We start from the raw sequence: 23,095 nt of genomic DNA, 5'->3' as shown, positions 1-23,095 counted from the left end.
GAATAACCAAGGCAAGGGTCACAGCCCTTGCCTTGGTATTGTCACTATCTTCCCGTCACGCCTGTGATTGCGGCGCCAGTACCCCCTCTTCCTGCGGCCCGGTCGCATTCATCATCCGGTTGAGCCAGGGCACCATCAGCCCCATCACCACCGCAATAAGCAGGGTCGCCAGACCAATCTTGCCAAACACATCGGTATAGATAGGCAGGGTCAACAAAGGGTCGTTCATCCCTTCCGGCACGGCGGTAAAGGTAGCCACATAGCCCCCCAGCAGGGATGCCATCGCCTGGGTCAGGAACCACATCCCGAGAATGAAGCCCATCAAGCGCTGGGGCACCAGTGCCGCCACCATGGCCAGACCCAGTGCGCTGATCATCAGCTCACCCAGACTCTGGAACAGATAGATCAGCACCATAAACCAGGGCGAGGTAAGCCCCTGGGCATCAGCAAACCACCAACCGGAAGCGGCTGCTGTCAAAAAGCCGAGCGAGCAGAAGAACATCCCGAGGGTAAATTTGAGCGGCATGGTGAGATCCTTCCCCTGGCTGCCCATCCGGGTATAAATCAGCGCCAGCACCGGGCTACCCACCACCACCCAGAAGGGGTTGAGCGCCTGGAAGCTGATGGGATTGACGCTCACCCCCAGCATCTCGTGATGCATGTTGTTGATGGCAAAGAAATTCAACGAGGTTGGCATCTGGGCATAAAGCACATAGAACAGCACCGCCTCCAGCATCAGCACAAACGCCACATACATTTTGTTGCGGCCAACCAGATCCAGCTTGAATGCCTCACGAAAGAAAATCACCACCACCACTATGGTCACCGTCATCAGCACCATATTGGCAATCACGATATGATGCATCAACCAGGCACAGAAGAAGACCAGCCCAACGGCACCCAGCAAGACCAGCAGCAGCTTGCTGTAGTTGAGCGGCAGATGATCCGGTTCAGAGCCGATATCCTTGACCATATGGCGGCAAGCAAAGAAGGCCAGCAACGCAATGATCAGCCCGACCCCGCAAAGGTTATAGGTCACCGTATAGCCATAATGGTCAGCAATGACCGGCGCCAGTGAGAGGGAAATAAGCGAGCCAATATTGATCGACATATAGAACAGGGTAAACGCGCCATCCAGACGGGGATCTTTTGGCGGATAACATTTCGACAGCAAGCTAGCCGGGTTGGCCTTAAACAGACAATTACCCACCGCAATGGTGCCCAGCGCATAGAAAATAAGGTCTGGATGGTAAATGGACATGCCCGTCATGAAGTAACCCAATACCAGCACCAGCGCCCCCAGTACCATGGTGCGCTTGGTTCCGAGCACATGGTCCCCGACATAGCCGCCGACCGATATCAGGCCATATACCAGCGCCGAGAAGGCGCCGAAGGTAATAAATGACTGCTCTTGAGAAAAACCCAGCTGCTGGACAAAGAAAACCGCCAGGATCCCTTGCACGCCGTAATAACCGAAGCGCTCCCAGAGTTCGACAAAAAAGATCATGAAGAAGGGTTTGGGTTGTTGTAATAACCCGGTCGGAGCTGTAGATGGATGCATACTAACCTGCCTTTATTGCTGTTTATTTTTATTCATCCAGCGGCACGGATAACGCGATCGTTCAATGGGTAATAACCGCGTCAGCCATGCACACTGGACATTTTTGGATGCAACTACCCCGTTCGATGAAAGATAAAATTCATCTAGCCGGTTTCAATGCGTTGTTATCGGGCGATAGTAGCCGGGATCGATCTGCTGCCGGGTCTCACTATGCCATGTGGCCGTTCGGGGTTGCCCTCTCGTCACCAGCCCTTTCATGCCGGCCGGTTCATCCGCCGAACACTCTACCTTTGGCCATACTCACTCCTGTGGGTCACAGGTTGTATGGCGCCACTCCTGATACCTTGGGCCATATATCGTGATACCCACTCAATGGTCCTGCTACACACAGCAGCGGCGCATATTGAGATTAAATGTCACTCTTCCAAGGCTGGCCATGCTATCCCACTGGCTATTAACGAACTTAATGGTTGATCACACTTTAAAATTACCAATCAATGAAGTTTTCTAATGAAACCACATGAGTTTATTTCGTGCGAAGAGCCCCACACGAGACGTGCAGTAATCGCATCTTTGTGCATAACCACAACAATGGACGGCGTGGGTGGCCAACTACGAGCACAAGTAAACCCTACCCGCGTGGGCCACTGACAACGGCTTGCCAAACACGCCACCACTGCGTTGCCGTGGCTGAATGGCTAAAAGCGCCTTTCTCCGGCCAACCTGTGACCTGAGGGGGCTTTTAGGGCGAGAGCGAGATAATGGCTCCGCTGAGCGGTAAAGCTCGCCGGGCGTGCTGTTTCACCCAGCTGAAAGCACGGGACAACGTGACACAGAAAAAACCAGGACGCTGCTTTGCCAAAAACCGGGCCATGGTTACAGGAGGTGCCCCGTTGGCGAGGGAAGGCCGCTATTTACTGGCCATGTTGTCTCCGGAATCCTTGGCTCGGCCGGGGGTATGTCTTAAAAAAAATCATATTGTTGGGCTTTTGCGCAACAGAGACCAATATCTCGCCAAACGCACCCAAAATCAGTTTTTCTGACAAAAAAATGGTTGACGCCCCAGAGCCAGATACGCATAATTCGGCCCGCACAGTGACGAGGCAACGACTCACTGGAAGCACGGTTGGCTATGTAGCTCAGTTGGTTAGAGCATCGCACTCATAATGCGAGGGTCACAGGTTCGAATCCCGTCATAGCCACCATTAATTGTTCAGTTGGGGTATCGCCAAGCGGTAAGGCAGCGGGTTTTGATCTCGCCATCCCTAGGTTCGAATCCTAGTACCCCAGCCATTATTTTTGGTCATCGACCTTGTCGGTGATTTGTTGTGGTAAGCGTGAGAGGTTTTTATCTCGTCAACGTGCCTAGGTTCAACTCCTAGTACCCAGCAACTTTTAAAAGTTCTTTGTCAGTCAAATGACTGTTGAGGAGCACTGTTGGGGTATCGCCAAGCGGTAAGGCAGCGGGTTTTGATCTCGCCATCCCTAGGTTCGAATCCTAGTACCCCAGCCATTTTTACTTGTATTTGACTCAGGTCGAGCACAAGAAGGCTATGTAGCTCAGTTGGTTAGAGCATCGCACTCATAATGCGAGGGTCACAGGTTCGAATCCCGTCATAGCCACCATTATTTAAATTGTTTCTGTTGGGGTATCGCCAAGCGGTAAGGCAGCGGGTTTTGATCTCGCCATCCCTAGGTTCGAATCCTAGTACCCCAGCCATTATTGCATTTCATCGACCTTGTCGGTGATAGCTGTGGTGAATGTAAGAGGTTTTGATCTCGTCAACATTCCTAGGTTCGTATCCTAGTACCGCAGCAATTTTTAAGGTTCTTTACCAGTCAGATGACTGTTGAGGAGCACTGTTGGGGTATCGCCAAGCGGTAAGGCAGCGGGTTTTGATCTCGCCATCCCTAGGTTCGAATCCTAGTACCCCAGCCATTATTACCTGTCATTAACTATGTTGATGGCTTGCTGTGGTAAGCGTGAGAGATATTGATCTCGTCAACGCGCCTAGGTTCAAACCTGGTACCCAGCCATTTTTGCTTGTATTTGACCTAGGTCGAACACAAGAAGGCTATGTAGCTCAGTTGGTTAGAGCATCGCACTCATAATGCGAGGGTCACAGGTTCGAATCCCGTCATAGCCACCATTAGTATTGCGGAAGTGGCGAAATTGGTAGACGCACCAGATTTAGGTTCTGGCGCCGTAAGGTGTGAGAGTTCGAGTCTCTCCTTCCGCACCATTATTAGTAGTAACAATCAGACCAGCTCAGGCTGGTTTTTTTGTATCTGAAATTTGCCTCTCTCCGGTTTTCTTTATCACCCCGTCTTCGCCTTAACGTCCACCCTCTTCATCCATCCCGAACAGCCATTGCCAATCTCGTCTCACGGCCACAAAAAAGCGGCCCGCAAGCCGCTTGTATGCACCACCATCAACCCGCTGATCAGAACGGGAAGAACCAGGGGATCGCCACCACGCTCACCGCCATCACCAGCAGCGTAAAGGGGACGCCAATACGCATAAAGTCGCCGAACGTGTAGTTGCCCGGCCCCAGCACCAGGGTATTGACCGGTGACGAGACCGGCGTCATAAAGGCAGCCGAGGCGGCGATGGCGATGGTCATGGCAAACGGATAGGGCGACACCCCCATCTGCTGCGCCGTGCCCAGCGCAATGGGCGCCATCAGCACCGCGGTGGCGGTGTTGGAGATAAACAACCCGATCACCGCACAGAGGGCAAACAGGCTGGCCAGCATCACCCGCGGCCCCATTTCGCCCACCGCATTCATCAAGCCGCCGACGATAAGGTCCACCCCGCCGGTTTTTTGCAGCGCCAACGCGAAGGGAAGCATGCCGACAATCAGGATCAGGGTCGGCCAGTGAATCGACTTGTAGGCGCTCTCCATGTCGATGCAGCGAAACTTGCCCATCAGCAGACAGGCGATCAGCGCCGCAATCACGTTGGGCACCGGATCGGTCACCATCAACAGGATCATCACTCCAAGACAAAAGAGGGCATGGATCGCCTGGCTGCGGGCGGGGGCCATCTCGTCTACCTCGGCGGGCAGCCCCATCAGCAGAAAGTCACGGCTGTGGGTCTGCAACTGTCTGATGTGGCTCCAGTTCCCTACCACCAGCAAGGTGTCCCCCATCTGTAGCGATTCATCCACCAGCTTGCCCGCCAGCGCCTCACCGTTGCGGCGCAGCCCTACCATGCTCAGACCATAGCGGGAGCGGAAGGTCACCTCCCGCACGCTTTTGCCCAACAGCTTGGACTCGGGGATCAGCGACACCTCGGCCATCCCCACCTCCCGCGCCTGATCGGAGAAGTACTCCCCGCGCAGGATCATCGGTTCGAGCCGCGCCTCGGTGCAAAACGCCCGCACATCCACCTCAGGATCTGACATGTCGATCAGCAGCACATCCTTGGCCTGAAATTCACTGATCCCCGACACCGGCACCATCACCCGACGAAATTTTCGCCAGCGCTCCACCCCGATGACGTTGGCGCCATAGCGGGCGCGCAGTTGCAGCTCATCCAGAGTGTAGCCAATCAACGGGGAGTCAGGGCGTAGCGCCAATCGGCGGGCCCGACCGGCCAGCCGGTAGTCACGGATCAGATCGCGCAGGGTGCGGCGCCCGGGCGACTTGCCTTTGCCCTCTTCCCCTTCGCCCACCAAAGAGCCCCGCACCAGCAACATGTAGAGGATGCCCAGCCCCAGGATCAGCACGCCCATCGGGGTGAAGTCGAAGAAGCCGAAGCCGTGAATGCCGTGGCGCATCAACTCGCTGTTGACCACCATGTTGGGGGGCGTGGCCACCAGCGTCATCATGCCGCTGATAAGCCCGGCAAAGCCGAGGGGCATCATCAGGCGACCAGCGGGGATCCCCATCCGGTTCGCCACGCTCAGCACCACCGGGATAAAGATGGCCACCACCCCGGTGCTGCTCATCACAGCCCCCAGACTCGCCACCGCCACCATCAGCAGCACCAGCAGTTTGGTCTCGCTGCTGCCCGCCACCTTCACCAGCGCATCCCCCACCTGATAGGCGATGCCGGTGCGCACCAACCCCTCACCCACCACGAACAGGGCGGCAATCAGGATAACGTTGGGATCGCTAAAGCCCGCCAGCGCCTCCGGCAGGGTAAGGGTGCCGCTCAGCACAAACAGGATGACCACACCCAGGGCCACCACGTCCATGCGCACCTTGTTGGTCATGAAGAGATAGATGGCCCCTGCCAGCAGACAGAGCACCCAGACAAGCTCGGAATTCAATGCAACCTCCTGTTATCACGTGATTCACCTCCCGGAGAGTGGACTCTATCAGACCACAGCCACGGCGCTATCATCTTGCTACATATCAATAAAGTCCTGCCAGCCGGGGCACCATAACCCATCACTGCTGGAATAACCGGGCACAACAGGCGATTTCTTTGATATGGGCCAAGCCCGGGGCGGACAAAAGTCCTGCCCCTGCTCCCCCTCACCCCTTAGAATGGCGTCCTCGCATACTCCCCCTCATGCCAAGGATCAGAAAATGAGCATATTCGAGCTGTTCAGCATCAATAACACCCTAGTGACCATCCCGCTGGGTGGCGGCTATGCCATGTCATGGATTGAAGCCATCGGCACTTTATTCGGTCTGGCCTGCATCTGGTTCGCCAGTCAGGAGAAGACCATCAACTACCTGTTTGGTCTGATCAACGTCAGCCTGTTTGCCATCATCTTCTTCCAGATCCAGCTCTACGGGCTGTTGATGCTGCAGCTGTTCTTCTTCTGCGCCAACGTCTATGGCTGGTACGCCTGGACCCGCCCCACCAACGAGCAAGGGGATACCCTGCAGATCCGCTGGCTCAGCAAATCCAAGCTGATGGTGACCGCCGCCGTGAGCGTGCTGGCCATCGCCCTGCTGACCCGCTATATCGATCCGGTCTTCGCCACCCTGGCGCGCACCTCGGTCTCTCTGCTCAACCTGTTGGGTGCCAACCTTGCCACCCCAGAGCCCTCCCCCGATGCCTTCCCGTTCTGGGATGCCAGCATGACGGTGCTCTCGGTGGTCGCCCAGATCCTGATGACCCGCAAATACGTGGAGAACTGGATCCTCTGGGTCGTCATCAACATCATCAGCATCGGTGTCTATGCCGCGCAGGGCGTCTACGCCATGTCGCTGGAGTACCTGATCCTGCTGTTTATCGCCGCCAACGGCACCCGCCTCTGGGTGATTGCCGCCAAGCGCCAGCCACAAGGTCTGTAAGCTATGACTCTGTTACCCCATCTTCAGTGCCGCCCCGACCAGATTACCGAGCGGGTGATATTGTGCGGCGACCCGGCCCGGGTCGACCGCATCGCCAGCCAGCTTGAACAGTGTGAAGTGCTGGGACAAAATCGGGAGTTTCGCCTGATCAACGGATCCTATCAGGGGCTGCCCATCACGGTCTGCAGCACCGGTATTGGTGGCGCGTCGGCCATCATAGCGCTTGAGGAGCTGGTGCAAGCCGGTGCCACATCGCTTATACGGGTCGGCTCCGCCGGTGCCTTGCAGCATGACATCGGGCTGGGCGATCTCATCGTGGTGGAAGGGGCGGTGCGCAGTGACGGGGCCTCACAGGCCTATCTGCCCCCTGAGTACCCCGCCTGCGCCGATATCTGGCTGCAGGCCGCCCTGCTCAACCATGTGGCAACCGGCAGCCAGCCTCATTGGCACGGGCTGGTACGCTCCCACGACAGCTTCTATCGGGATGACGAGCAGGAGGTGTGCCGCTACTGGCATGCCCGTGGCGTGCTCGGCGCCGATATGGAGACCGCCACCCTGTTGACGGTGGGTCGCCTGCGCAAGGTGCGGGTGGCCGCCGTGCTCTGCAACGTGGTGCTGTTCGAGCAGGATGTACAGCAAGGGGTGGCGGACTACGCCAGTGCCGAACAGGCGATGATGGCCGGTGAGCAGCAAGCTATCGCTGCCGCCCTCCACGCGTTGGCGCAATAAACGGCAAACCGTTAACTGCGGCACATCCGTTACCGTGCGGGCTGGTATCCGGCCCGCACTCTTGCTAGCCTCATGGCCCTCGTCATCCGGTGCGACAGGCAAGTCATGCAGCAACAGCCCTACCCCCTCGGCCGCTTTCACGCCGAACTCCAGCAGCTTGAACCCCGTTTTGCCACGGCGATCGAGGCCTGCACCCTGTTTCTGCGCCGCTACCTGCCGGGTGAATTGATCATGCGGCAGGGGGAGCAGAGCGAGCAGCTCTATCTGGTCGAAAGTGGCCGGGTCTCCCTCAACAGCACGGTGCACTCGGGCCGCGGCTTCCAACTCGGCGAAATAGCCTGCCACAGCCAGATCTTCGGCGAGATGGAGTTCTTCAGCGCCACCCCGGTGCAGTGGAACGTGGTGGCCGAGACCGAGCTGGATGCCCGGGTCATCTGTGCCGACAAGCTGGCCCAGCGGCTGCTGGCCGAACCCGAACTGACCCTGTTCTTTGCCGCCGCGCTCGCCAGCGACTACCTCGATACCCTGGAGATCACCACCAGCCGGCTGCTCCATCCCATCGCCTACAACATCGCCTACGAGCTGTGGCGCGAACGGCAGCGCACCCCGATGCTGGGATCGCGCAAGCGGGCCCACGAGGCGGCCCGCTTTGGTACCACAGAGCGGGTCTACCGCCGCGCCCTCAAGGAGCTGATCGAACAGGGGATTGTCTGCGAAGGGGCCGAGGGGCCCGCCATCGCCGATCTGGCCAGGCTACGCGCCTATCTCGACCTTTGAGTTCTATTCACCCAATTTCGATTCACCCTGTCAGGAGTTAACATGTCTGCCCATTCCTATCCCGAGTTCACCTTCTTCAGCCGCTTCGTCGCCGACATTCAGGCTGGCCGCAAGACCATCACCATCCGCGACGAGAGCGAGGCCAACTGGCAACCCGGCCAGCGGCTGGCCCTCTTTACCAACCCGGAACACCAGCCCTTTGGCACCATTGAGGTACTCTCGGTCAAGGCGGTCGCCTTCGATGAACTGAACGACGAGCACGCCCGTCAGGAGAACATGACCCTCCCCGAGCTCAAACAGGTGATCCGCGATATCTACCCCGATCTGCCACCGCTCTATGTGATTGAATTCCAGCTGATTGAAGCCTGATTTTGTGAGCTGCCTCAGCTAACGCCGGTTGCGCTCTCTGGCTAAAAGCGCAAAATAACTGTTTTTATATACAGTCATTGGTGCGTTATGGATACACAACTTGAACCGGCCATTGCGGCCATGGTGGCAGAGTTCATTGCAGCAGGCCGCCCCAAGGCGAGCAGCCTGAGCTGGCAGGAGCGGCGTGAAGGTTATCTTGCTTCAGCCATATTGGGTGGTGAACGGGAGGAAGTCGGCGCTGTCGAAGAGTGGCAAAATGGCCATTATTCCGTTCGCCTCTATCAACCAGCACCAACCTCAAGCGCAAGCCGTCCGGCCCTGATCTACTTTCATGGCGGCTGTTTTGTCAGCGGCGAGTTCGACACTCACGACCGCCAGATGCGGATGCTGTGCAATCGCGCCGAAGCACTGGTGTTCGCGGTGCATACCCGCCTTGCACCCGAACACACCTATCCTGCAGCACACGACGATGCACTGACTGCTACGCTCGCCATCATGGCCGATGTGGAGAAATGGCATGGGGATCCGGCACGGATTGTCCTTGCGGGCGACAGTGCTGGCGGCCACCTCGCCCTGATCACCACCTTGCTACTCAAAGAGCGAGGCGCCCCCTTGCCTGCAGCCCAACTGCTCATCTATCCGATGCTCGATGCTGCGGGCGACAGTGACAGCTATCAGCGGCTCGGTGAGGACTACCTCATCACCCGCGACATGCTGTTAAGCGGTTTTCACGCCTATCTGGGCGAGCTACCCGCCACTCACCCCGAAGCCAGCCCGCTCCACCATCCAGCCTTGTCAGGATTGCCGCCGACCCATATCGTAACGGCAGAATATGATCCGCTGCGCGATGAGGGGGAAGCCCTCTATCGCAAACTGCTGCAAGCCGGTGTCACAACCACCTGTCAGCGGCAACTGGGTGTTATACACGGCTTCTTCCAACTGGCCGGAGTCAGTCCGGCGGCGCGTCAGCTTATTGAACAGCTCTCACTGCTTATCAGAAGGCTCTGATTTGGCCTTTGCCGAGCAATATGTTAATAGTGTGCTCTTTTGAATCAGGGAGGTGACCCGAGTGTTTGAGATAGCGAGCCTGAAAGAGGGGATGATGCACGGGGTCGAGCTGTTCCAGCTGCTGCTGGAAATCATCTCCATCGCCTGTGTGGTCATTGGCCTCTTTAAAACTCTCTGGCTGGCGGCCCGGGTGCGGGATCACCAGCCCGGCTTTCCGCGTATTCGCCTCTGTTTTGGCAGCTGGCTGATCCTGGCGCTGGAGTTCCAGCTGGCCGCCGACATCCTGGCCACCACGGTAGCGCCGAGCAAGGAGGAGCTGATCCGCCTCGCCATCATCGCGGTGATCCGCACCTTCCTGAACTACTTCCTCGGCAAGGAGCTGGAGGCGCAAGCGGAACGCCAGCAGGAGAAGGCAGAGCGCCAGCAGGAGCCAAACGCCGAGCAGACCGGGGCCACCCGATAACAACACATGCCAACAGGCATATGAGTATGCAGCCATCCCGACCACACCCGTGGCTCGGGGTGCCCTTTGTGACCCTCCCCTCACTTTTGGCTATCAGCCAATAATGGAACCCTTTTCAAGGCTTCCCCTGCCCTGTTGAGGGCTCGCTCATCTGGGTAAGATAGAAAATTTCTTCCCCCAACCGGCCACGCTGATGAACCCGCATATCCTCCACACCCCCGCCATCGACCTCGATAGCTGCGTCATCTACCAGATCTACCCCATGAGTTTTCAGGACAGCAATGGCGACGGCATGGGCGACATCAACGGCATCCGTCAGCGCCTCGACTATCTGGCGCAGCTTGGGGTCGATATGCTGTGGCTCACCCCCATCTATCGCTCCCCCAAGCGGGACAACGGCTACGACGTGGCGGACTACCGCGCCATCGACCCCGCCTTCGGCACCCTGGCCGAAATGGAGCTGCTGATCAGCGAGGCTGCCGCCCGCGGCATCGGCATCATGATGGATATCGTTGCCAACCATACCTCCACCGATCACGAGTGGTTTGTGAAGGCGCTGGCGGGGGATCCCCGTTATCAGGAGTACTACGTGTTTCGCGACCAAGCCTTCGTCGACGCTCACCCCATCACCTCGATTTTTGGCGGCAGCGGCTGGCAATACGTGCCCCAACTTGATCGCTACTACCTGCACAACTTCGATGCGAGTCAGGCCGATCTGGACTGGGACAACCCGGCGGTGCGGGCCGAGATGGCAGCGGTGATCAACTTCTGGCTGGGCAAAGGGATCAAGGGATTTCGCTTCGATGTGATCGACATGGTGAGCAAGGAGTGGGACCGACTGGCCATGAGCAATGGCCCGCGCCTGCACGACTATATTCGCGAGCTCAATGTCGCCAGCTTCGGCGGCAAGGGGATCATCACTGTGGGGGAAACCTGGGGAGCGGATCTCGCCCATATGCAGCGCTACTCACACCCCGATGGCAGCGAGTTCAGCATGGTGTTCAACTTCGAGCATCTGGGGCTCGGCAGTGACAAGTGGTCATCCCGCTTCGATCCCCTCGCCTTCAAACGAGCCATGACCCGCCACCAGCAAGGGCTGCACGGTCAGGGCTGGAACAGCCTGTTTCTCGGCAACCACGACCTGCCCCGCGCCGTCTCCCGCTTTGGCGATGACAGGCCTGAGTGGCGGGAAACCAGCGCCAAGCTGTGGGCCATGGTGCTGCACATGACGCAGGGCACTCCCTTCATCTATCAGGGGGAGGAGCTCGCCATGACCAACCGCCACTGGCAGCCGGGCGAGCTGCGCGATGTGGAGGCGATCAACTACCGCGCCAGCCAGTCAGGGCTGGATCCTGCCGAGCTGAGTCGGCGGCTCGATGCCATCGGCCGCGATAACGCCCGTACCCCGATGCAGTGGAACGGCGGCCCCCACGCCGGTTTCAGCACCACCACGCCCTGGATTGCTATCAATGCCAACCACGTCGAGATAAATGCCGCCGAGCAGCTGGCCCGCCCCGACTCGCCGTTTCACTGCTATCGCCAGCTTATCGCCCTGCGCAAGGCCCACCCGGTCATTCGCCACGGCGAGTTCGAACTGCTGGATGGGGATGACCCCGAGCGCATCAGCTATCGCCGCCACTGGCAAGACCCGAAAACGGGCGAACAACACACCCTGCTGCTGCTCGCCAATCTCACCGCCAACCCCTTGCCGATGCCTCACTTCGACAAGGTGGAAAGCAGCATGACACTGTTGATGAGCAACTACCCGAGTCAACCTGCGCCACTGTTTGCCCCATACCAATGCACGGTGTGGCTGCGCCAATAATCAGGCATTGATGGAGGCCAACTCGTGGCGCTTGAGCGCAAGCAAGGTGAGCAACAGTGCCAATGTGGCGATCAGTGCCATGCCGATATAGGTGGCACTGAAACCGGGTGCCAGCACCTGCGGGCTCAATGAGCTGAGCTGACCGGCACTGCCTGGGGGGAGTTGAGAGTGGAACAGCATGGAGCAGATGGCTACCCCGACTGCGCCCCCCAGCTCACGACCGAAGTTGAATAGCGACATGCCAATGCCACGATCTTCCCGTGGCAGGGCATTTTGCACCACCACCGAGAGCGCGGGCAGCACCAGACCCAAACCAAGACCGGCAAACCCGAGGGCCAGCTTGACCCAGGCATCGAAGTGGATCTGCCACAGCGCCACCGCTGCCAGCGCAAACCCCACTGCTACAAAACTCTTGTAGTGACCGGTACGGCCAATCAGCTTGCCGCCAACAAAAGCTCCGGCGGTGATGCAGATCATGAAGATCACCATGCTCACCCCGCTCTGGCTGGCGCTCAGCCCCTTCTGCCACTGCATCTGCAGCGGCAGATAGACCAGCACCGCAAACATCAGCAGCTGGGAGAGCATCACCAGCAGCACGCTCACCAGATAACCGGGCAGCCGCGCCAGATGGGCAGGCAAAATGGGATCGTGAGCCCGTCGCTCAATCAGGATCAGCAACAGCAGCGAGACCGCCAGCGCACCCGCCAGCCAGACGGCGGGCAGGGCTGTCTCCGGCGAAAGCAGCAACAGGGTCAGGGTGGTGACGGTAATGAGCAGCGCCGCCCCCTTCCAGTCGAAGCGGCTATGACGGCGTACGTTGAGCTGCTTGAGGTTGCGATTGATCAGGAAGACCGCCAGCGCACCGAGCGGCAGGTTGATCCAGAAGATCCAGCGCCAGCTGAGCTGCTCGGTAAAGTAGCCGCCCAGCAGCGGGCCAGCGATGCTGGAGACCGCATAGACCGCCGAGATGTAGCCCTGATACTTACCCACCTCTCGCGGCGGTATGGTATCGGCAATCACGGTAAACGCGAGGGCAATCAGGCCACCGCCCCCCAGGCCTTGCAGCACCCGGGCCGCCAGCAGGGTCGGCAGATCCTGAGAGAGGGCGCAGGCCACCGAGCCCGCCAGAAACAGGCCGATGCCGATATTGAGCATCCGCACCCGACCAAACAAATCACTCAGTTTGCCGTAAAGGGGCAACACGGCGGTGGCTGCCAAAAGGTAGGCGGTCACCACCCAGGTGAGGGCGGCACCGGCGTGCAGCTCGGCGCCAATCATGGGAAGCGGGGTGGTGACTATGCTCTTTTCCAGCGAACCGAGCGCGATCACCAGCGCCACACTGGAGAAAATGGTTTTAGGGGATATTTTCGAGGTCATAAGCGGACTCGCTGATCTGATATGCCAAAGTATCCGGCAATGAACGGATTATTGTCTCACAAATCAGCAAGAGATAGAAAAAACGGCGGCCACAATCTACCCAACCATGAAGCAGATCCCACAAAGCGCCGACCGTTTCTGCTAGCCTGCCCTATTTGATCCGAGGAGCCCCCATGAGCGAGCGTGAGCAGTACGGGTTTGATCACTACGATGCCCTGATTTTCGATATGGATGGCACTTTGGTAGATTCCATGCCCCTTCATCTGGATGCCTGGGAGCTCACCTGCGCCGAGTTCGGCATCCCCTTCGAGCGGGAGCAGCTCTATCAGTACGGCGGCATTCCCACCCGCAAGATCATCGCCATGCTAGCCGAGCAGCAGGGGCTGACGGTGGATGTCGAGGCCTTTACCCGCCGCAAGATTGCCCTCTATATGGAACATATCGACAAGGTCAGCGTCTTTCCCAAGATGTGGGAGCTGGTCAGGCACTATCACGGCAAGGTGAAGATGGGGATTGGCACCGGCTCACCGCGCAGTCAGGCGGACTCTATCCTGACGAGCACCGGGCTCGATGCCTATATCTCGGTGGTGGTGAGCGCCGATGATGTCACCAACCACAAACCGCATCCTGACACCTTTTTGCAGGTAGCTGAGCGGCTCGGCGCCAATCCGGCAAACTGTCTGGTGTTTGAAGATACCCGGATCGGGCTTGAGGCAGGCAAGGCGGCGGGGATGGATACCGTGCTGGTCATCGAAGGTGATCTGCACCAGCGCTAAACGGCTCAGGGGAGATCAGGCCAACCCGTCAAATGGTGTCATTGTCATGGCACCATTTTGCTTTTCAGTTCTCTGGTAAACCGGCCATCGCTGCAGGTATAGCGGCAACTATCCGTCAAACGGCGCTCTGCGCCTCATCCTGCAACCCCTGATGCTTGCGCAGCAGCGCCAGGGCTTCGGCCGGGGTATCTGCGAAGGTGGGGGGGGCTATGGCGGCAAAGCCCTGCTCAACCAGTTGACGACGCTCATCACTATAGCTGGGGACATTGGCATCGAGATAGGTAAGCGCCTGACCCTGCTTGAAAAATTGATAATTTGGCATCGATTGGCCCCGCAAAAACAAAGCGCCATTCTACCTCTTTTGAGTCTTTTGCCAGCGCCAATATGTAGTCATTCTGGTGATCTCGTTCACATTTTTATCAACAACTCCCTGCCAAAGATGTGCCATCCAGCTCCTTTTAATGTTGCAGTTTCCAACAAGCCCCGTAACGCTACCCGGCTCCAAACAAAACGCCTCCGGCGAGGAGGCGTTGCGACTTGAACAGGGTTGTTCCCGTAACATGGTCTGCTACATGGCATTAGTCGATTCGAAGATCTTGTCGGCCGACGCTTCGACAAAACCCGGATAGAGCACACCATCTGCCTGTGGGTAGCGCAGGGCAAACTCGTAGAAGCAGCTTGGAATAGTACGCACCCCATCGCTGAACGGCACCTCGGCTTTGTCCGCCATGGTGGAGGATTGCTCCAACATTACCTGTGGATCCCCTTTCACCTCGCCACCCACGCTATTGAGCACAAAGCCAGCCTCTTTCAGCGCCCCATTGACCTGATGAATGGTGTCGAAATCCTTCAACTTGTTGATATTGACCGTGAAGTGGTTGGCACGATAGCCCCATGCCGCCATCCAGGCGGCGTATTCACTCTCCCCTAGCAGGGTCTGGTAATCGGCATAGGAGACCTGCCAGGGAGCGCCGGTGTAGAGAAATGCCGGGGTATCGGTCAGATGACCGGGCACCTGATCCGCCAGCTTGTGGATGATGGCCTGCGCGCCTTCGGAGAGTTCTTCCACCTTCAGCTCGCTGATAAACACCTTGGGAGCGTCCGGATCTTTATGCTCGAAGTGCTTGGCGTAGAGCTTCTTGGCCTTGAAGAGGTACTCGCCCTTCTGCTCGTAACCGAGCGCCAGGAAGTGGGCCGCCAGCTTCTCCAGCCCCAGCTTGGGCAGGTTGTAGGTACGAAACGCCACGTGATCGTTGATGATGGGCTCGCCGCCACCCAGCAGGGTGTGCACCTTGAGGGCGCTCGGGGTCACCTTGATGTAGTTGTCCCACAGATGGCTGAACAGGGTGTCGATATCCTTTTGCATCTCTCTTTCCTTTGATTGCGGGTACAGATCGGGGCACCGCTGGATGCCCCGTGTCATGATTGTCAGAAGTGCAGGCCGGGCGACAGTTGATCCGGCATGGCGGCTTTGTTGTCTTCAACGGAGGAAACCGGATACGCACAGTAGTCAGCGGCGTAGTAGGCGCTCGCTCTGTGGTTGCCGGAGGCACCAATGCCACCAAACGGCGCGGCACTGGAGGCACCTGTGATGGGCTTGTTCCAGTTGACGATGCCAGCGCGGATCCGCTTGAAGAAGTGCTGCCAGTCCGCCTCGTTATCACCCAGCAGGCCAGCCGATAAGCCGAAGCTGGTGGCGTTGCCCTGATCGATGGCGGCATCAAAATCGTCGTAGCGCATCAGCTGCAGCAACGGGCCGAAATACTCTTCGTCAGGCAGTGCGGCGACTTGGGTCACATCGATAATACCCGGAGAGACAAAGCCGGTGCCCGCTGCCAGATGCTTGAGGGTGAGCAGGCTTTCGCCGCCCAGCTGTTGCAGGTTGGCTTGCGCCTCGACCATGCCGAGGGCGGCCCGTTCGCTGATCATCGAGCCCATGAATGGCTGCTCGGCGGCGTCATAGAGGCCTACCTTGATCTGGCCGACCACCTCAACCAGTCGCTTGACCAGCGCATCGCCACGCTCACCGCGCTCGACAAACAGACGGCGGGAGCAGGTGCAGCGCTGACCCGAGGTGATAAACGCCGACTGGACGATGGCATGCACAGCACCGTCGATGTCGCTCACATCCTTGACGATCAGCGGGTTGTTACCGCCCATCTCGAGGGCCAGAATTTTGCCCGGCTGACCGGCAAACTGCTGATGGAGGAAATGACCGGTGCGGGACGAACCGGTAAAGAAGAGGCCGTCGATATCGGGATTGCCAGCCAGCGCCTTGCCAGTCTCCACCTCCCCTTGCACCAGATTGAGCACCCCTTTGGGCAGCCCGGCCTGCTGCCACACCTTGACCATGGCTTCGGCCACCATGGGGGTCAGTTCGGAAGGCTTAAACACCACGGCGTTACCCGCAATCAGCGCAGGCACGATATGGCCGTTGGGCAGATGGCCCGGGAAGTTGTAGGGGCCGAACACCGCCACCACGCCGTGGGGCTTGTGACGGACAAACGCCTTGGCGCCCGGCATGGCATTTTCAACGGTGCCGGTGCGCTCGTCGTGCGCCCGGATGGAGATGGCAATCTTGCCCTGCATGGCCGCCACTTCGGTGCGGGTCTCCCACAGGGGTTTGCCAGTTTCACGGGCGATGGTCAGCGCCAGCGCCTCTTTCTGCTCGCCGAGCAGGTCGGCATAACGGCGCACTATGGCCAAGCGATCCTCAAGGCTCATATCCGCCCAATGGTAGAAGGCGGTGCGGGCGGCCTTGACGGCGGCATCCACTTGCGCCGCGCTGGCGGCAGCCCCCTGCCAGATCACCTCGTTCTTGGCTGGATCGGTTGACTCGAACGGCTTGCCTTCACCGGCAAGCCATTGACCGTCGATAAATTGCACTGACTGGCTCATCCATTCACTCCCTGTCGCTGGCAGGCAGCCTCGGCTGCCTGTCTGATAATCGGTTTGCTTGTCCTGTTTGCCTCAGTCGAGGTCAACTACCCGCACCATGTCACCATCCTGCACCTTGAGCGCTGCCGCCATCTTGGGCGGGATGATGGCCTCGTGCTTGTCGAGATCGACCCGGATATTGCCGTAGCAGGCGCGGTAATGTTCGAAACGGCTGTTGCAGATGAGGTGGGTCTTGCCACCGATGGGCTCACCCACCAGTACCCGCAGCTTCTTGCTGCGGCGCACGCTGCGGATATTCTTCACGTCGCACTCAACGGTGGGGCCTGCATCGAAAATATCGACGTAGCCACGGTTCACGAAGCCCTCGTCCTGCAGCATCTTGATGGCGGGGCGGGTCTTCTCGTGGGTCTGGCCAATGACGGCCCGCGCCTCTTTGCTCAGCAAATTGACGTAGATGGGGTACTTGGGCATCAACTCGGCGATAAAGCGCTTCTTGCCGATGCCGGTCAGATAGTCGACGGTGGGAAAATCCATCGAGAAGAAGTGGGTCTGCAGCCACTCATAGAAGGGGCTGTGGCCATCGCCGTCGGATACGCCGCGCATCTCGGCGAAGACGGTATCGTCAAACAGTTCCGGGTGCTCGGCCATAAAGAGAAAACGGTGCTTGGAGAGCAGCCGGCCATTGATCCCCTCGCGGGCACATTCGCGCAAGAACAGGGTGCAGAGCTCGGAGTTGCCGGTGTAGTCGTTGGAGAGGGTCAGAGTTTCCACGACGTTGTAGATACCGAGCTTGGGGGACGAGTGCACCACCTTGCCGATGTGGTAGTTGTAAAACGGCTGGGAGAGGCCCACGGCCGCATCGATGGCGCAAGTGCCGACCATCTCGCCACTCTCCAGATCCTCGGCAACGAAGAAATAAAGGCAATCGCCCTTGCCAGCGGGCTTGTCGGAAAAAGTCTGGGTAGAGGCGTCTATCTTGCGCTGCAGCAGCTCATCGTTGACGGGCAACGAGGTCATGCCGGTGCCGGACTCGATGGCGCAAATCTTGAGCCCGGCAAAATCTTTTTGCTCGATGGGACGGATAACCAACATAAATGACAACTCCCTTTCATTGACGACAGGTGGGGTCTCGGCTCCTGCCGGGAGAGCTCCCCACCTCAATTTGGAATCAGGCGTTAACCACCTGGGCAACCGCCTTCTCGAAGCGGGCCAACCCTTCCTTGATATCCGCTTCCGGGATCACCAGTGAAGGGGCAAAACGAATCACGTTGGTACCGGCCACCAGTGCCATCAACCCCTGATCGATGGAGGCCAGCAGGAAGTCGCGTGAGCGTCCCTTGTAGGCATCGCTCAGGGCGGCACCCAGCAGCAGACCCTTGCCACGCACTTCACTAAAACAGTGGTATTTGGCATTGATCGCCTCGAGTCCCTCGCGGAACAGCTGTTCGCGCTGCTTGATGCCCGCTAGCACCTCGGGGGTGTTGACCACGTCGATCACCGCTTCGGCTACCGCACAGGCCAGCGGGTTACCGCCGTAGGTAGAGCCGTGAGTGCCCACTTTCAGGTAAGCCGCGATCTCGTCGGTGGTCAGCATGGCGCCGATGGGGAAACCGCCACCGAGTGCCTTGGCGCTGGTGAGGATGTCCGGCGTGACGCCGAGCCCCATATAGGCGTAGAGATCACCGGTCCGGCCGACCCCGGACTGCACTTCGTCATAGACCAGCAGGGCATTGTGTTTGTCGCACAGCTCGCGCACCCCTTTGGCAAACTCGTCGGTAGGACGAATGATGCCCCCCTCCCCTTGCAGCGGCTCCATCACCACAGCGCAGGTGTTGTCGGAGATCACTTCGGCCAGCGCCGCCAGATCGTTGTAGGGAACATGGGTAATGTCACCGGGCTTGGGACCGAAGCCATCTGAGTAGGCAGCCTGGCCACCGACGCTGACGGTGAAGAAGGTGCGACCGTGGAAGCCCTGATGGAAAGCGATGATCTGGGTCTTCTGCTCACCAAACTTCTCGATGGCGTAGCGGCGAGCCAGCTTGAGGGCCGCTTCGTTTGCCTCGGCGCCGGAGTTGCAGAAGTAGACCTTGTCAGCGAAGGTGGCGGCAACCAGTTTCTTGGCCAGACGCAGGGCCGGCTCGTTGGTCATCACGTTGGAGAGGTGCCACAGCTTCTCGCCCTGGGTTTTCAGGGCCTCAACCAGCTTGGGATGACAATGGCCAAGGCCATTGACGGCGATGCCACCGGCGAAGTCGATATACTCACGCCCTTCCTGATCCCAGACACGTGATCCTTCACCACGCACCGGGATGATCTTGGCGGGGGCGTAATTGGGAACCATCACTTCATCAAACACTTCACGTGTCACTGCCAACAACTCTGACATACAACTCTCCTTCAAATCAGCGACAGAATAATCTGCCGCCCAAAAGTTAAATCCATGTAAACGTGGCTGGATTATCACAGAACTAAAGTAAAATGTCTGTAACAAGCCAGCCCATGAGGAACAATGTTCGATTGCCCTTGAGATTTTAGGCAACCGCATTGCATAACGACTCAGGGGGGATTGGCAAGAGATAATTTGGACAGCAGAGGGGGTGAATAAAGTGTCAGGGAGATTTTTTTTGCCTTCTCTCGAACTTGAGAAGGCGATCACAATTTTTTATGAACGCGCCAGAAAATTGGCCAGCAGTTGATGGCCCTGCTCGCTCAAAATACTCTCCGGATGGAACTGAACGCCTTCGATAGGGAGCGTCTTGTGGCGTAGCCCCATGATCTCGTCAAACGAGCCATCGGCATGCTCACTCCAGGCAGTGATGTCGAAGCAATCGGGCAAACTCTCGCGTTCAACCACCAACGAGTGATAACGGGTCACCCGCAGCGGGTTGTTGAGCCCCTTGAACACCCCCTCTCCCCGATGACGAATGAGCGAGGTTTTGCCATGCATCACCTGGCGGGCACGCACAACGCGGGCGCCGAAGGCCTGCGCCAGCGACTGATGACCAAGACAGACGCCAAGAATGGGCAGCTTGCCAGCAAAGTGGCTGATGGCATCGAGAGAGATCCCCGCCTCATTGGGCGTACAGGGACCGGGAGAGATCACCAGAAAACGGGGGGAGAGCTGCGCTATGGAATCAAGGGTCAGTTCATCATTGCGCTTGACCACAACCTCTTGTCCCAGAGCGCCGAAATATTGCACCAGGTTCCAGGTAAAAGAGTCGTAGTTATCGATCAACAACAGCATGAGATAACCAACAGCGGAGAATTAACGATCGAGAAAACGACCCTGTTCCATTTCCCGCTCACGCTGACATTCGGCCAGATAGATGGCGGCAGCAACGGCAGGGGTTTTATGGTGTTTGTCGATGGCATTGGAGACCATCAATTGCAGGGTATTGAGGTTTTTCGCCTTGCGAAATTTACGCAGCCAGTGACCTTTGTCACTCAGCTCTTCAGCAGAAATAGTTGGTTGAACAGACATGCTTTCTCTTGGGGATATTACCCACGTTGAAATAAAAAATTAAACAAAATAGCCGGGTAGAAAATAAAGAAAGCCAGGCAAATACCCAGCTCCCTTCTACTACACCTTCCCAGTATGTCAGGCTCGAGGAACGAAGCCGACTACATCATATACGCTGGTCAGGGTTTTTTCAGCTCTTTCACGCGCCTTTTGTGCCCCTTCGGCCAGAATCGCGATCAGATGGGCCTCATCCTGACGCAGCTCGTGGAAACGCGCCTGAATGGGCTCCAGCAGCGCGACCACGGCTTCGGCAGTCTCGGTTTTGAGGTGGCCGTACATCTTGCCTTCGAAGTGCTGCTCCAGCTCGGGGATGGAGCGACCGGTCACGCCGGACATCAGGGTCAGCAGGTTGGAGACTCCCGGTTTGTTTTCCGGATCGAAACGCACTACCGCCGGCTCGTCAGAGTCGGTCACCGCACGCTTGATCTTCTTGACGATCTGCTTGGGGTCTTCCAGCAGGCCGATGAAGTTGGCCTCGTTGTCATCCGACTTGGACATCTTCTTGGTCGGATCCTGCAGGCTCATCACCCGCGCCCCTTCGGTCGGAATGAAGGGCTCCGGCAGGGTGAAAACATCACCATGCAGGTTATTGAAACGGGTGCAGATATCGCGGGTCAGCTCGAGATGCTGCTTCTGGTCGTTGCCGACCGGCACCTGATTGGCCTGATAGAGCAGGATGTCAGCGGCCATCAGCACCGGATAGCCGAACAGGCCGACGTTGACGTTGTTCTCGAAACGGGCGGACTTGTCCTTGAACTGGGTCATGCGCGACAGCTCACCCATCTGGGTGTAGCAGTTGAGGATCCAGCCCAGCTCGGCGTGCTGCGGCACGTGAGACTGGATGAAGACGGTGCTCTTCTTGGGATCGATACCGACCGCCAGATAGAGGGCAGCAGCATCGAGGCAGGCCTTGCGCAGTGCCAACGGATCCTGACGGGTGGTAATGGCATGCAGATCAACGATGCAGTAGAGGCAGTCGTAGTCATCTTGCATGTTGACCCACTGACGCAGGGCCCCCATGTAGTTGCCGATGGTCAGTTGACCGGAGGGTTGCGCCCCGCTCAATACGATTGGTTTAGTCATAAAAGTGTTAATCCTTGTGATTCAGCCAGCCCGGTTGCCCGATTAGACCAACAGTGCGTCGAGCTGGGAAAACTGCTCGAACACCCAGTCAGGATGGGAGTCTGCAATGGGGCGGCCATAGTTATAGCCATAAGTCAGCCCGACCACCTTCATGCCCGCCGCTTGGGCTGCCAGCACGTCATTTTCGGAGTCGCCCACCATCAGGGTGCGCGCCGGGCTGACTCCCAGCTCGCGGCACGCATGCAGCAGTGGCTCCGGGCTGGGTTTTTTAACGGGAACGCAGTTGCCGCCGAGCCAGAGCACGAAGCAATCGCTGATGCCGAGGGCATCGAGAATGGGGGCCACAAAATCGCTCGGTTTGTTGGTGACTATCGCCTGCTGGTAACCCAGCTTTTGCAGCCGACGCAGACTAGGAGCAACACCGTCATACATGGCCAGCCCTTGCAGCAGACAGGCGTTGTAGTGCTGGAAAAAGATTGGGCGAGCCTTGGCAAACAGCTCGGGGTCGGCCTCGCGATAGGCAAGTGCCCGTTGGATCAGCTTGTCGGCCCCGTTACCGACCCAGGTACGGATCACGGCTTCGTCGGCCTGCGCCAGCCCCAGATCGGTCAGGGTCAGATTGACCGCCAGCGCCAGCTGGGCGGCGCTGTCAATGAGGGTGCCATCCAGATCGAACAGCACCAAATCAAATGCGCGTTCAGCGTGTGACATGAGCCAGCTCCGCACGCATCTTGTCGATCACCGCCTTGTAGTCAGGCTGGCTGAAAATGGCTGAGCCGGCGACGAACATGTCGGCGCCCGCTTCGGCGATTTCACGAATGTTGTCGACCTTGACCCCGCCATCGATCTCGAGACGGATGTCACGGCCGCTCTCGTCGATCAGACGGCGCACCTGACGCAGCTTGTCGAGGGTGCCGGGGATGAAGCTCTGGCCACCGAAGCCCGGATTGACCGACATCAGCAGGATCACGTCCAGCTTGTCCATCACATACTCCAGGCAGGAGAGGGAGGTCGCAGGGTTGAACACCAGACCCGCCTGGCAGCCCATCTCCTTGATAAGACCCAGGGAGCGATCGAGGTGATCTGACGCTTCCGGGTGGAAGGTGATCAGGGAGGCACCCGCCTTGGCAAAATCTGGAATGATGCGATCCACCGGCTTGACCATCAGGTGCACGTCGATGGGGGCCTCGATACCGTAGTCACGCAGCGCCTGACAGACCATGGGGCCGATAGTCAGGTTGGGAACATAGTGGTTGTCCATCACGTCAAAGTGAACCACGTCGGCACCGGCAGCCAGCACCTTGGCTACATCGTCACCCAGACGGGCAAAATCGGCAGAGAGGATCGAGGGGGCAATCAGAAAGTCTTTCATCAGCATCATCCATTGGCAGCCAGGGAGAAAAAGCGGCGCAATTTTAACGTAAAAGGCAGGCGAACACGACTCGAATGCGGG

Annotated in this window: 22 protein-coding genes and 8 tRNA genes; 17 read left to right on the top strand and 13 right to left on the bottom strand. The window is 58.3% G+C overall.

The features are described 5' to 3' along the window. Positions 1-55: 55 nt before the first annotated feature. Positions 56-1,561: a dipeptide/tripeptide permease DtpB gene (dtpB, locus tag BN1135_RS08925; RefSeq protein WP_042020442.1), complete on the bottom strand. Its 1,506-nt coding sequence runs from the start codon at positions 1,559-1,561 to the stop codon at positions 56-58. A gap of 761 nt (positions 1,562-2,322) precedes the next feature. On the opposite strand from dtpB, the gene BN1135_RS22050 reads away from it, so the two are divergent. The 9 genes from BN1135_RS22050 (at position 2,323) to BN1135_RS08885 (ending at position 3,804) form a co-directional block, all read left to right on the top strand. Beyond that, positions 2,323-2,604, top strand: a complete 282-nt coding sequence (locus BN1135_RS22050; protein ID WP_139245067.1) for a hypothetical protein — start codon at positions 2,323-2,325, stop codon at positions 2,602-2,604. A gap of 85 nt (positions 2,605-2,689) precedes the next feature. Next, positions 2,690-2,766, top strand: a tRNA-Met gene (locus tag BN1135_RS08920). Between the two features lie 13 nt (positions 2,767-2,779). Then, positions 2,780-2,854, top strand: a tRNA-Gln gene (locus BN1135_RS08915). A gap of 145 nt (positions 2,855-2,999) precedes the next feature. Further along, a tRNA-Gln gene (locus BN1135_RS08910) sits at positions 3,000-3,074 on the top strand. Between the two features lie 36 nt (positions 3,075-3,110). Beyond that, positions 3,111-3,187: transfer RNA gene (locus BN1135_RS08905), tRNA-Met, on the top strand. Positions 3,188-3,206: 19 nt separating this feature from the next. After that, a tRNA-Gln gene (locus tag BN1135_RS08900) sits at positions 3,207-3,281 on the top strand. 144 nt (positions 3,282-3,425) lie between these two features. Continuing rightward, positions 3,426-3,500 (top strand) — tRNA-Gln (locus BN1135_RS08895). A 134-nt stretch (positions 3,501-3,634) separates the two neighbouring features. Continuing rightward, positions 3,635-3,711: transfer RNA gene (locus BN1135_RS08890), tRNA-Met, on the top strand. Positions 3,712-3,719: 8 nt separating this feature from the next. Further along, positions 3,720-3,804 (top strand) — tRNA-Leu (locus tag BN1135_RS08885). Between the two features lie 201 nt (positions 3,805-4,005). Here the strand turns inward: BN1135_RS08885 and BN1135_RS08880 are convergent. Next, the gene (locus tag BN1135_RS08880; RefSeq protein ID WP_042020441.1) at positions 4,006-5,838 is read right to left on the bottom strand and encodes an SLC13 family permease; all 1,833 of its coding nucleotides are present in this window, start codon (positions 5,836-5,838) and stop codon (positions 4,006-4,008) included. Between the two features lie 262 nt (positions 5,839-6,100). Between BN1135_RS08880 and pnuC the strand changes: the two genes are divergently transcribed. The 7 genes from pnuC (at position 6,101) to BN1135_RS08845 (ending at position 11,988) form a co-directional block, all read left to right on the top strand. Beyond that, positions 6,101-6,817: a nicotinamide riboside transporter PnuC gene (gene pnuC / locus BN1135_RS08875; protein ID WP_042020440.1), complete on the top strand. Its 717-nt coding sequence runs from the start codon at positions 6,101-6,103 to the stop codon at positions 6,815-6,817. 3 nt (positions 6,818-6,820) lie between these two features. After that, a complete protein-coding gene (locus tag BN1135_RS08870; RefSeq protein WP_042020438.1) occupies positions 6,821-7,546 on the top strand; it encodes a nucleoside phosphorylase in 726 nt (241 codons plus the stop codon). Positions 7,547-7,651: 105 nt separating this feature from the next. Next, positions 7,652-8,323: a Crp/Fnr family transcriptional regulator gene (locus BN1135_RS08865; protein ID WP_042020436.1), complete on the top strand. Its 672-nt coding sequence runs from the start codon at positions 7,652-7,654 to the stop codon at positions 8,321-8,323. A gap of 42 nt (positions 8,324-8,365) precedes the next feature. Then, a complete protein-coding gene (gene yqfB, locus BN1135_RS08860) occupies positions 8,366-8,692 on the top strand; it encodes a N(4)-acetylcytidine aminohydrolase (RefSeq protein WP_042020434.1) in 327 nt (108 codons plus the stop codon). Positions 8,693-8,779: 87 nt separating this feature from the next. After that, on the top strand, positions 8,780-9,700 hold the full coding sequence (locus BN1135_RS08855; protein ID WP_042020432.1) for an alpha/beta hydrolase: 921 nt from the start codon (positions 8,780-8,782) through the stop codon (positions 9,698-9,700). A 61-nt stretch (positions 9,701-9,761) separates the two neighbouring features. Further along, complete coding sequence (locus BN1135_RS08850; RefSeq protein ID WP_082186762.1) at positions 9,762-10,163, top strand: DUF1622 domain-containing protein; 402 nt, start codon at positions 9,762-9,764, stop codon at positions 10,161-10,163. 193 nt (positions 10,164-10,356) lie between these two features. After that, positions 10,357-11,988 (top strand): alpha-glucosidase, encoded by a 1,632-nt coding sequence (locus BN1135_RS08845; protein WP_042020430.1) that lies wholly within the window; start codon positions 10,357-10,359, stop codon positions 11,986-11,988. Here the strand turns inward: BN1135_RS08845 and BN1135_RS08840 are convergent, their stop codons facing one another. After that, positions 11,989-13,365 carry an MDR family MFS transporter gene (locus BN1135_RS08840; RefSeq protein WP_175479088.1) on the bottom strand — a complete coding sequence of 459 codons (1,377 nt, stop codon included), beginning with the start codon at positions 13,363-13,365 and terminating at the stop codon, positions 11,989-11,991. Between the two features lie 173 nt (positions 13,366-13,538). On the opposite strand from BN1135_RS08840, the gene BN1135_RS08835 reads away from it, so the two are divergent. Then, positions 13,539-14,141 (top strand): HAD family hydrolase, encoded by a 603-nt coding sequence (locus BN1135_RS08835; protein ID WP_042020429.1) that lies wholly within the window; start codon positions 13,539-13,541, stop codon positions 14,139-14,141. A 115-nt stretch (positions 14,142-14,256) separates the two neighbouring features. Here the strand turns inward: BN1135_RS08835 and BN1135_RS08830 are convergent, their stop codons facing one another. From BN1135_RS08830 to rpe, 10 genes are all read right to left on the bottom strand, one after another. Beyond that, entirely contained in the window at positions 14,257-14,463 is a 207-nt protein-coding gene (locus BN1135_RS08830) for a hypothetical protein (protein WP_042020427.1), read from the bottom strand. A gap of 246 nt (positions 14,464-14,709) precedes the next feature. Beyond that, the gene (locus tag BN1135_RS08825; RefSeq protein WP_042020425.1) at positions 14,710-15,507 is read right to left on the bottom strand and encodes a DUF1338 domain-containing protein; all 798 of its coding nucleotides are present in this window, start codon (positions 15,505-15,507) and stop codon (positions 14,710-14,712) included. 62 nt (positions 15,508-15,569) lie between these two features. After that, positions 15,570-17,039: a succinylglutamate-semialdehyde dehydrogenase gene (gene astD / locus BN1135_RS08820; RefSeq protein ID WP_042020423.1), complete on the bottom strand. Its 1,470-nt coding sequence runs from the start codon at positions 17,037-17,039 to the stop codon at positions 15,570-15,572. Between the two features lie 72 nt (positions 17,040-17,111). Further along, complete coding sequence (astA, locus tag BN1135_RS08815; RefSeq protein WP_042020421.1) at positions 17,112-18,131, bottom strand: arginine N-succinyltransferase; 1,020 nt, start codon at positions 18,129-18,131, stop codon at positions 17,112-17,114. Positions 18,132-18,207: 76 nt separating this feature from the next. Continuing rightward, entirely contained in the window at positions 18,208-19,425 is a 1,218-nt protein-coding gene (locus BN1135_RS08810) for an aspartate aminotransferase family protein (RefSeq protein ID WP_042020420.1), read from the bottom strand. Positions 19,426-19,701: 276 nt separating this feature from the next. Further along, the gene (locus BN1135_RS08805) at positions 19,702-20,283 is read right to left on the bottom strand and encodes an aminodeoxychorismate synthase component II (protein ID WP_042020418.1); all 582 of its coding nucleotides are present in this window, start codon (positions 20,281-20,283) and stop codon (positions 19,702-19,704) included. A gap of 21 nt (positions 20,284-20,304) precedes the next feature. After that, positions 20,305-20,520 carry a hypothetical protein gene (locus BN1135_RS08800; protein ID WP_042020416.1) on the bottom strand — a complete coding sequence of 72 codons (216 nt, stop codon included), beginning with the start codon at positions 20,518-20,520 and terminating at the stop codon, positions 20,305-20,307. A gap of 117 nt (positions 20,521-20,637) precedes the next feature. Next, positions 20,638-21,642: a tryptophan--tRNA ligase gene (gene trpS, locus BN1135_RS08795; protein ID WP_042020414.1), complete on the bottom strand. Its 1,005-nt coding sequence runs from the start codon at positions 21,640-21,642 to the stop codon at positions 20,638-20,640. A 42-nt stretch (positions 21,643-21,684) separates the two neighbouring features. Next, complete coding sequence (locus BN1135_RS08790; RefSeq protein WP_042020412.1) at positions 21,685-22,353, bottom strand: phosphoglycolate phosphatase; 669 nt, start codon at positions 22,351-22,353, stop codon at positions 21,685-21,687. Then, complete coding sequence (gene rpe / locus BN1135_RS08785) at positions 22,340-23,014, bottom strand: ribulose-phosphate 3-epimerase (RefSeq protein WP_042020410.1); 675 nt, start codon at positions 23,012-23,014, stop codon at positions 22,340-22,342. Before rpe ends, BN1135_RS08790 begins: the two co-directional genes overlap by 14 nt. Positions 23,015-23,095: the final 81 nt, after the last annotated feature.

The sequence above is a fragment of the Aeromonas sobria genome (assembly GCF_000820145.1).
GTDB classification, from domain to species: Bacteria; Pseudomonadota; Gammaproteobacteria; order Enterobacterales; family Aeromonadaceae; genus Aeromonas; species Aeromonas sobria.
Note: the sequence above shows the minus strand (reverse complement) of the source record. Positions and strands in the feature narration are given on the sequence as shown.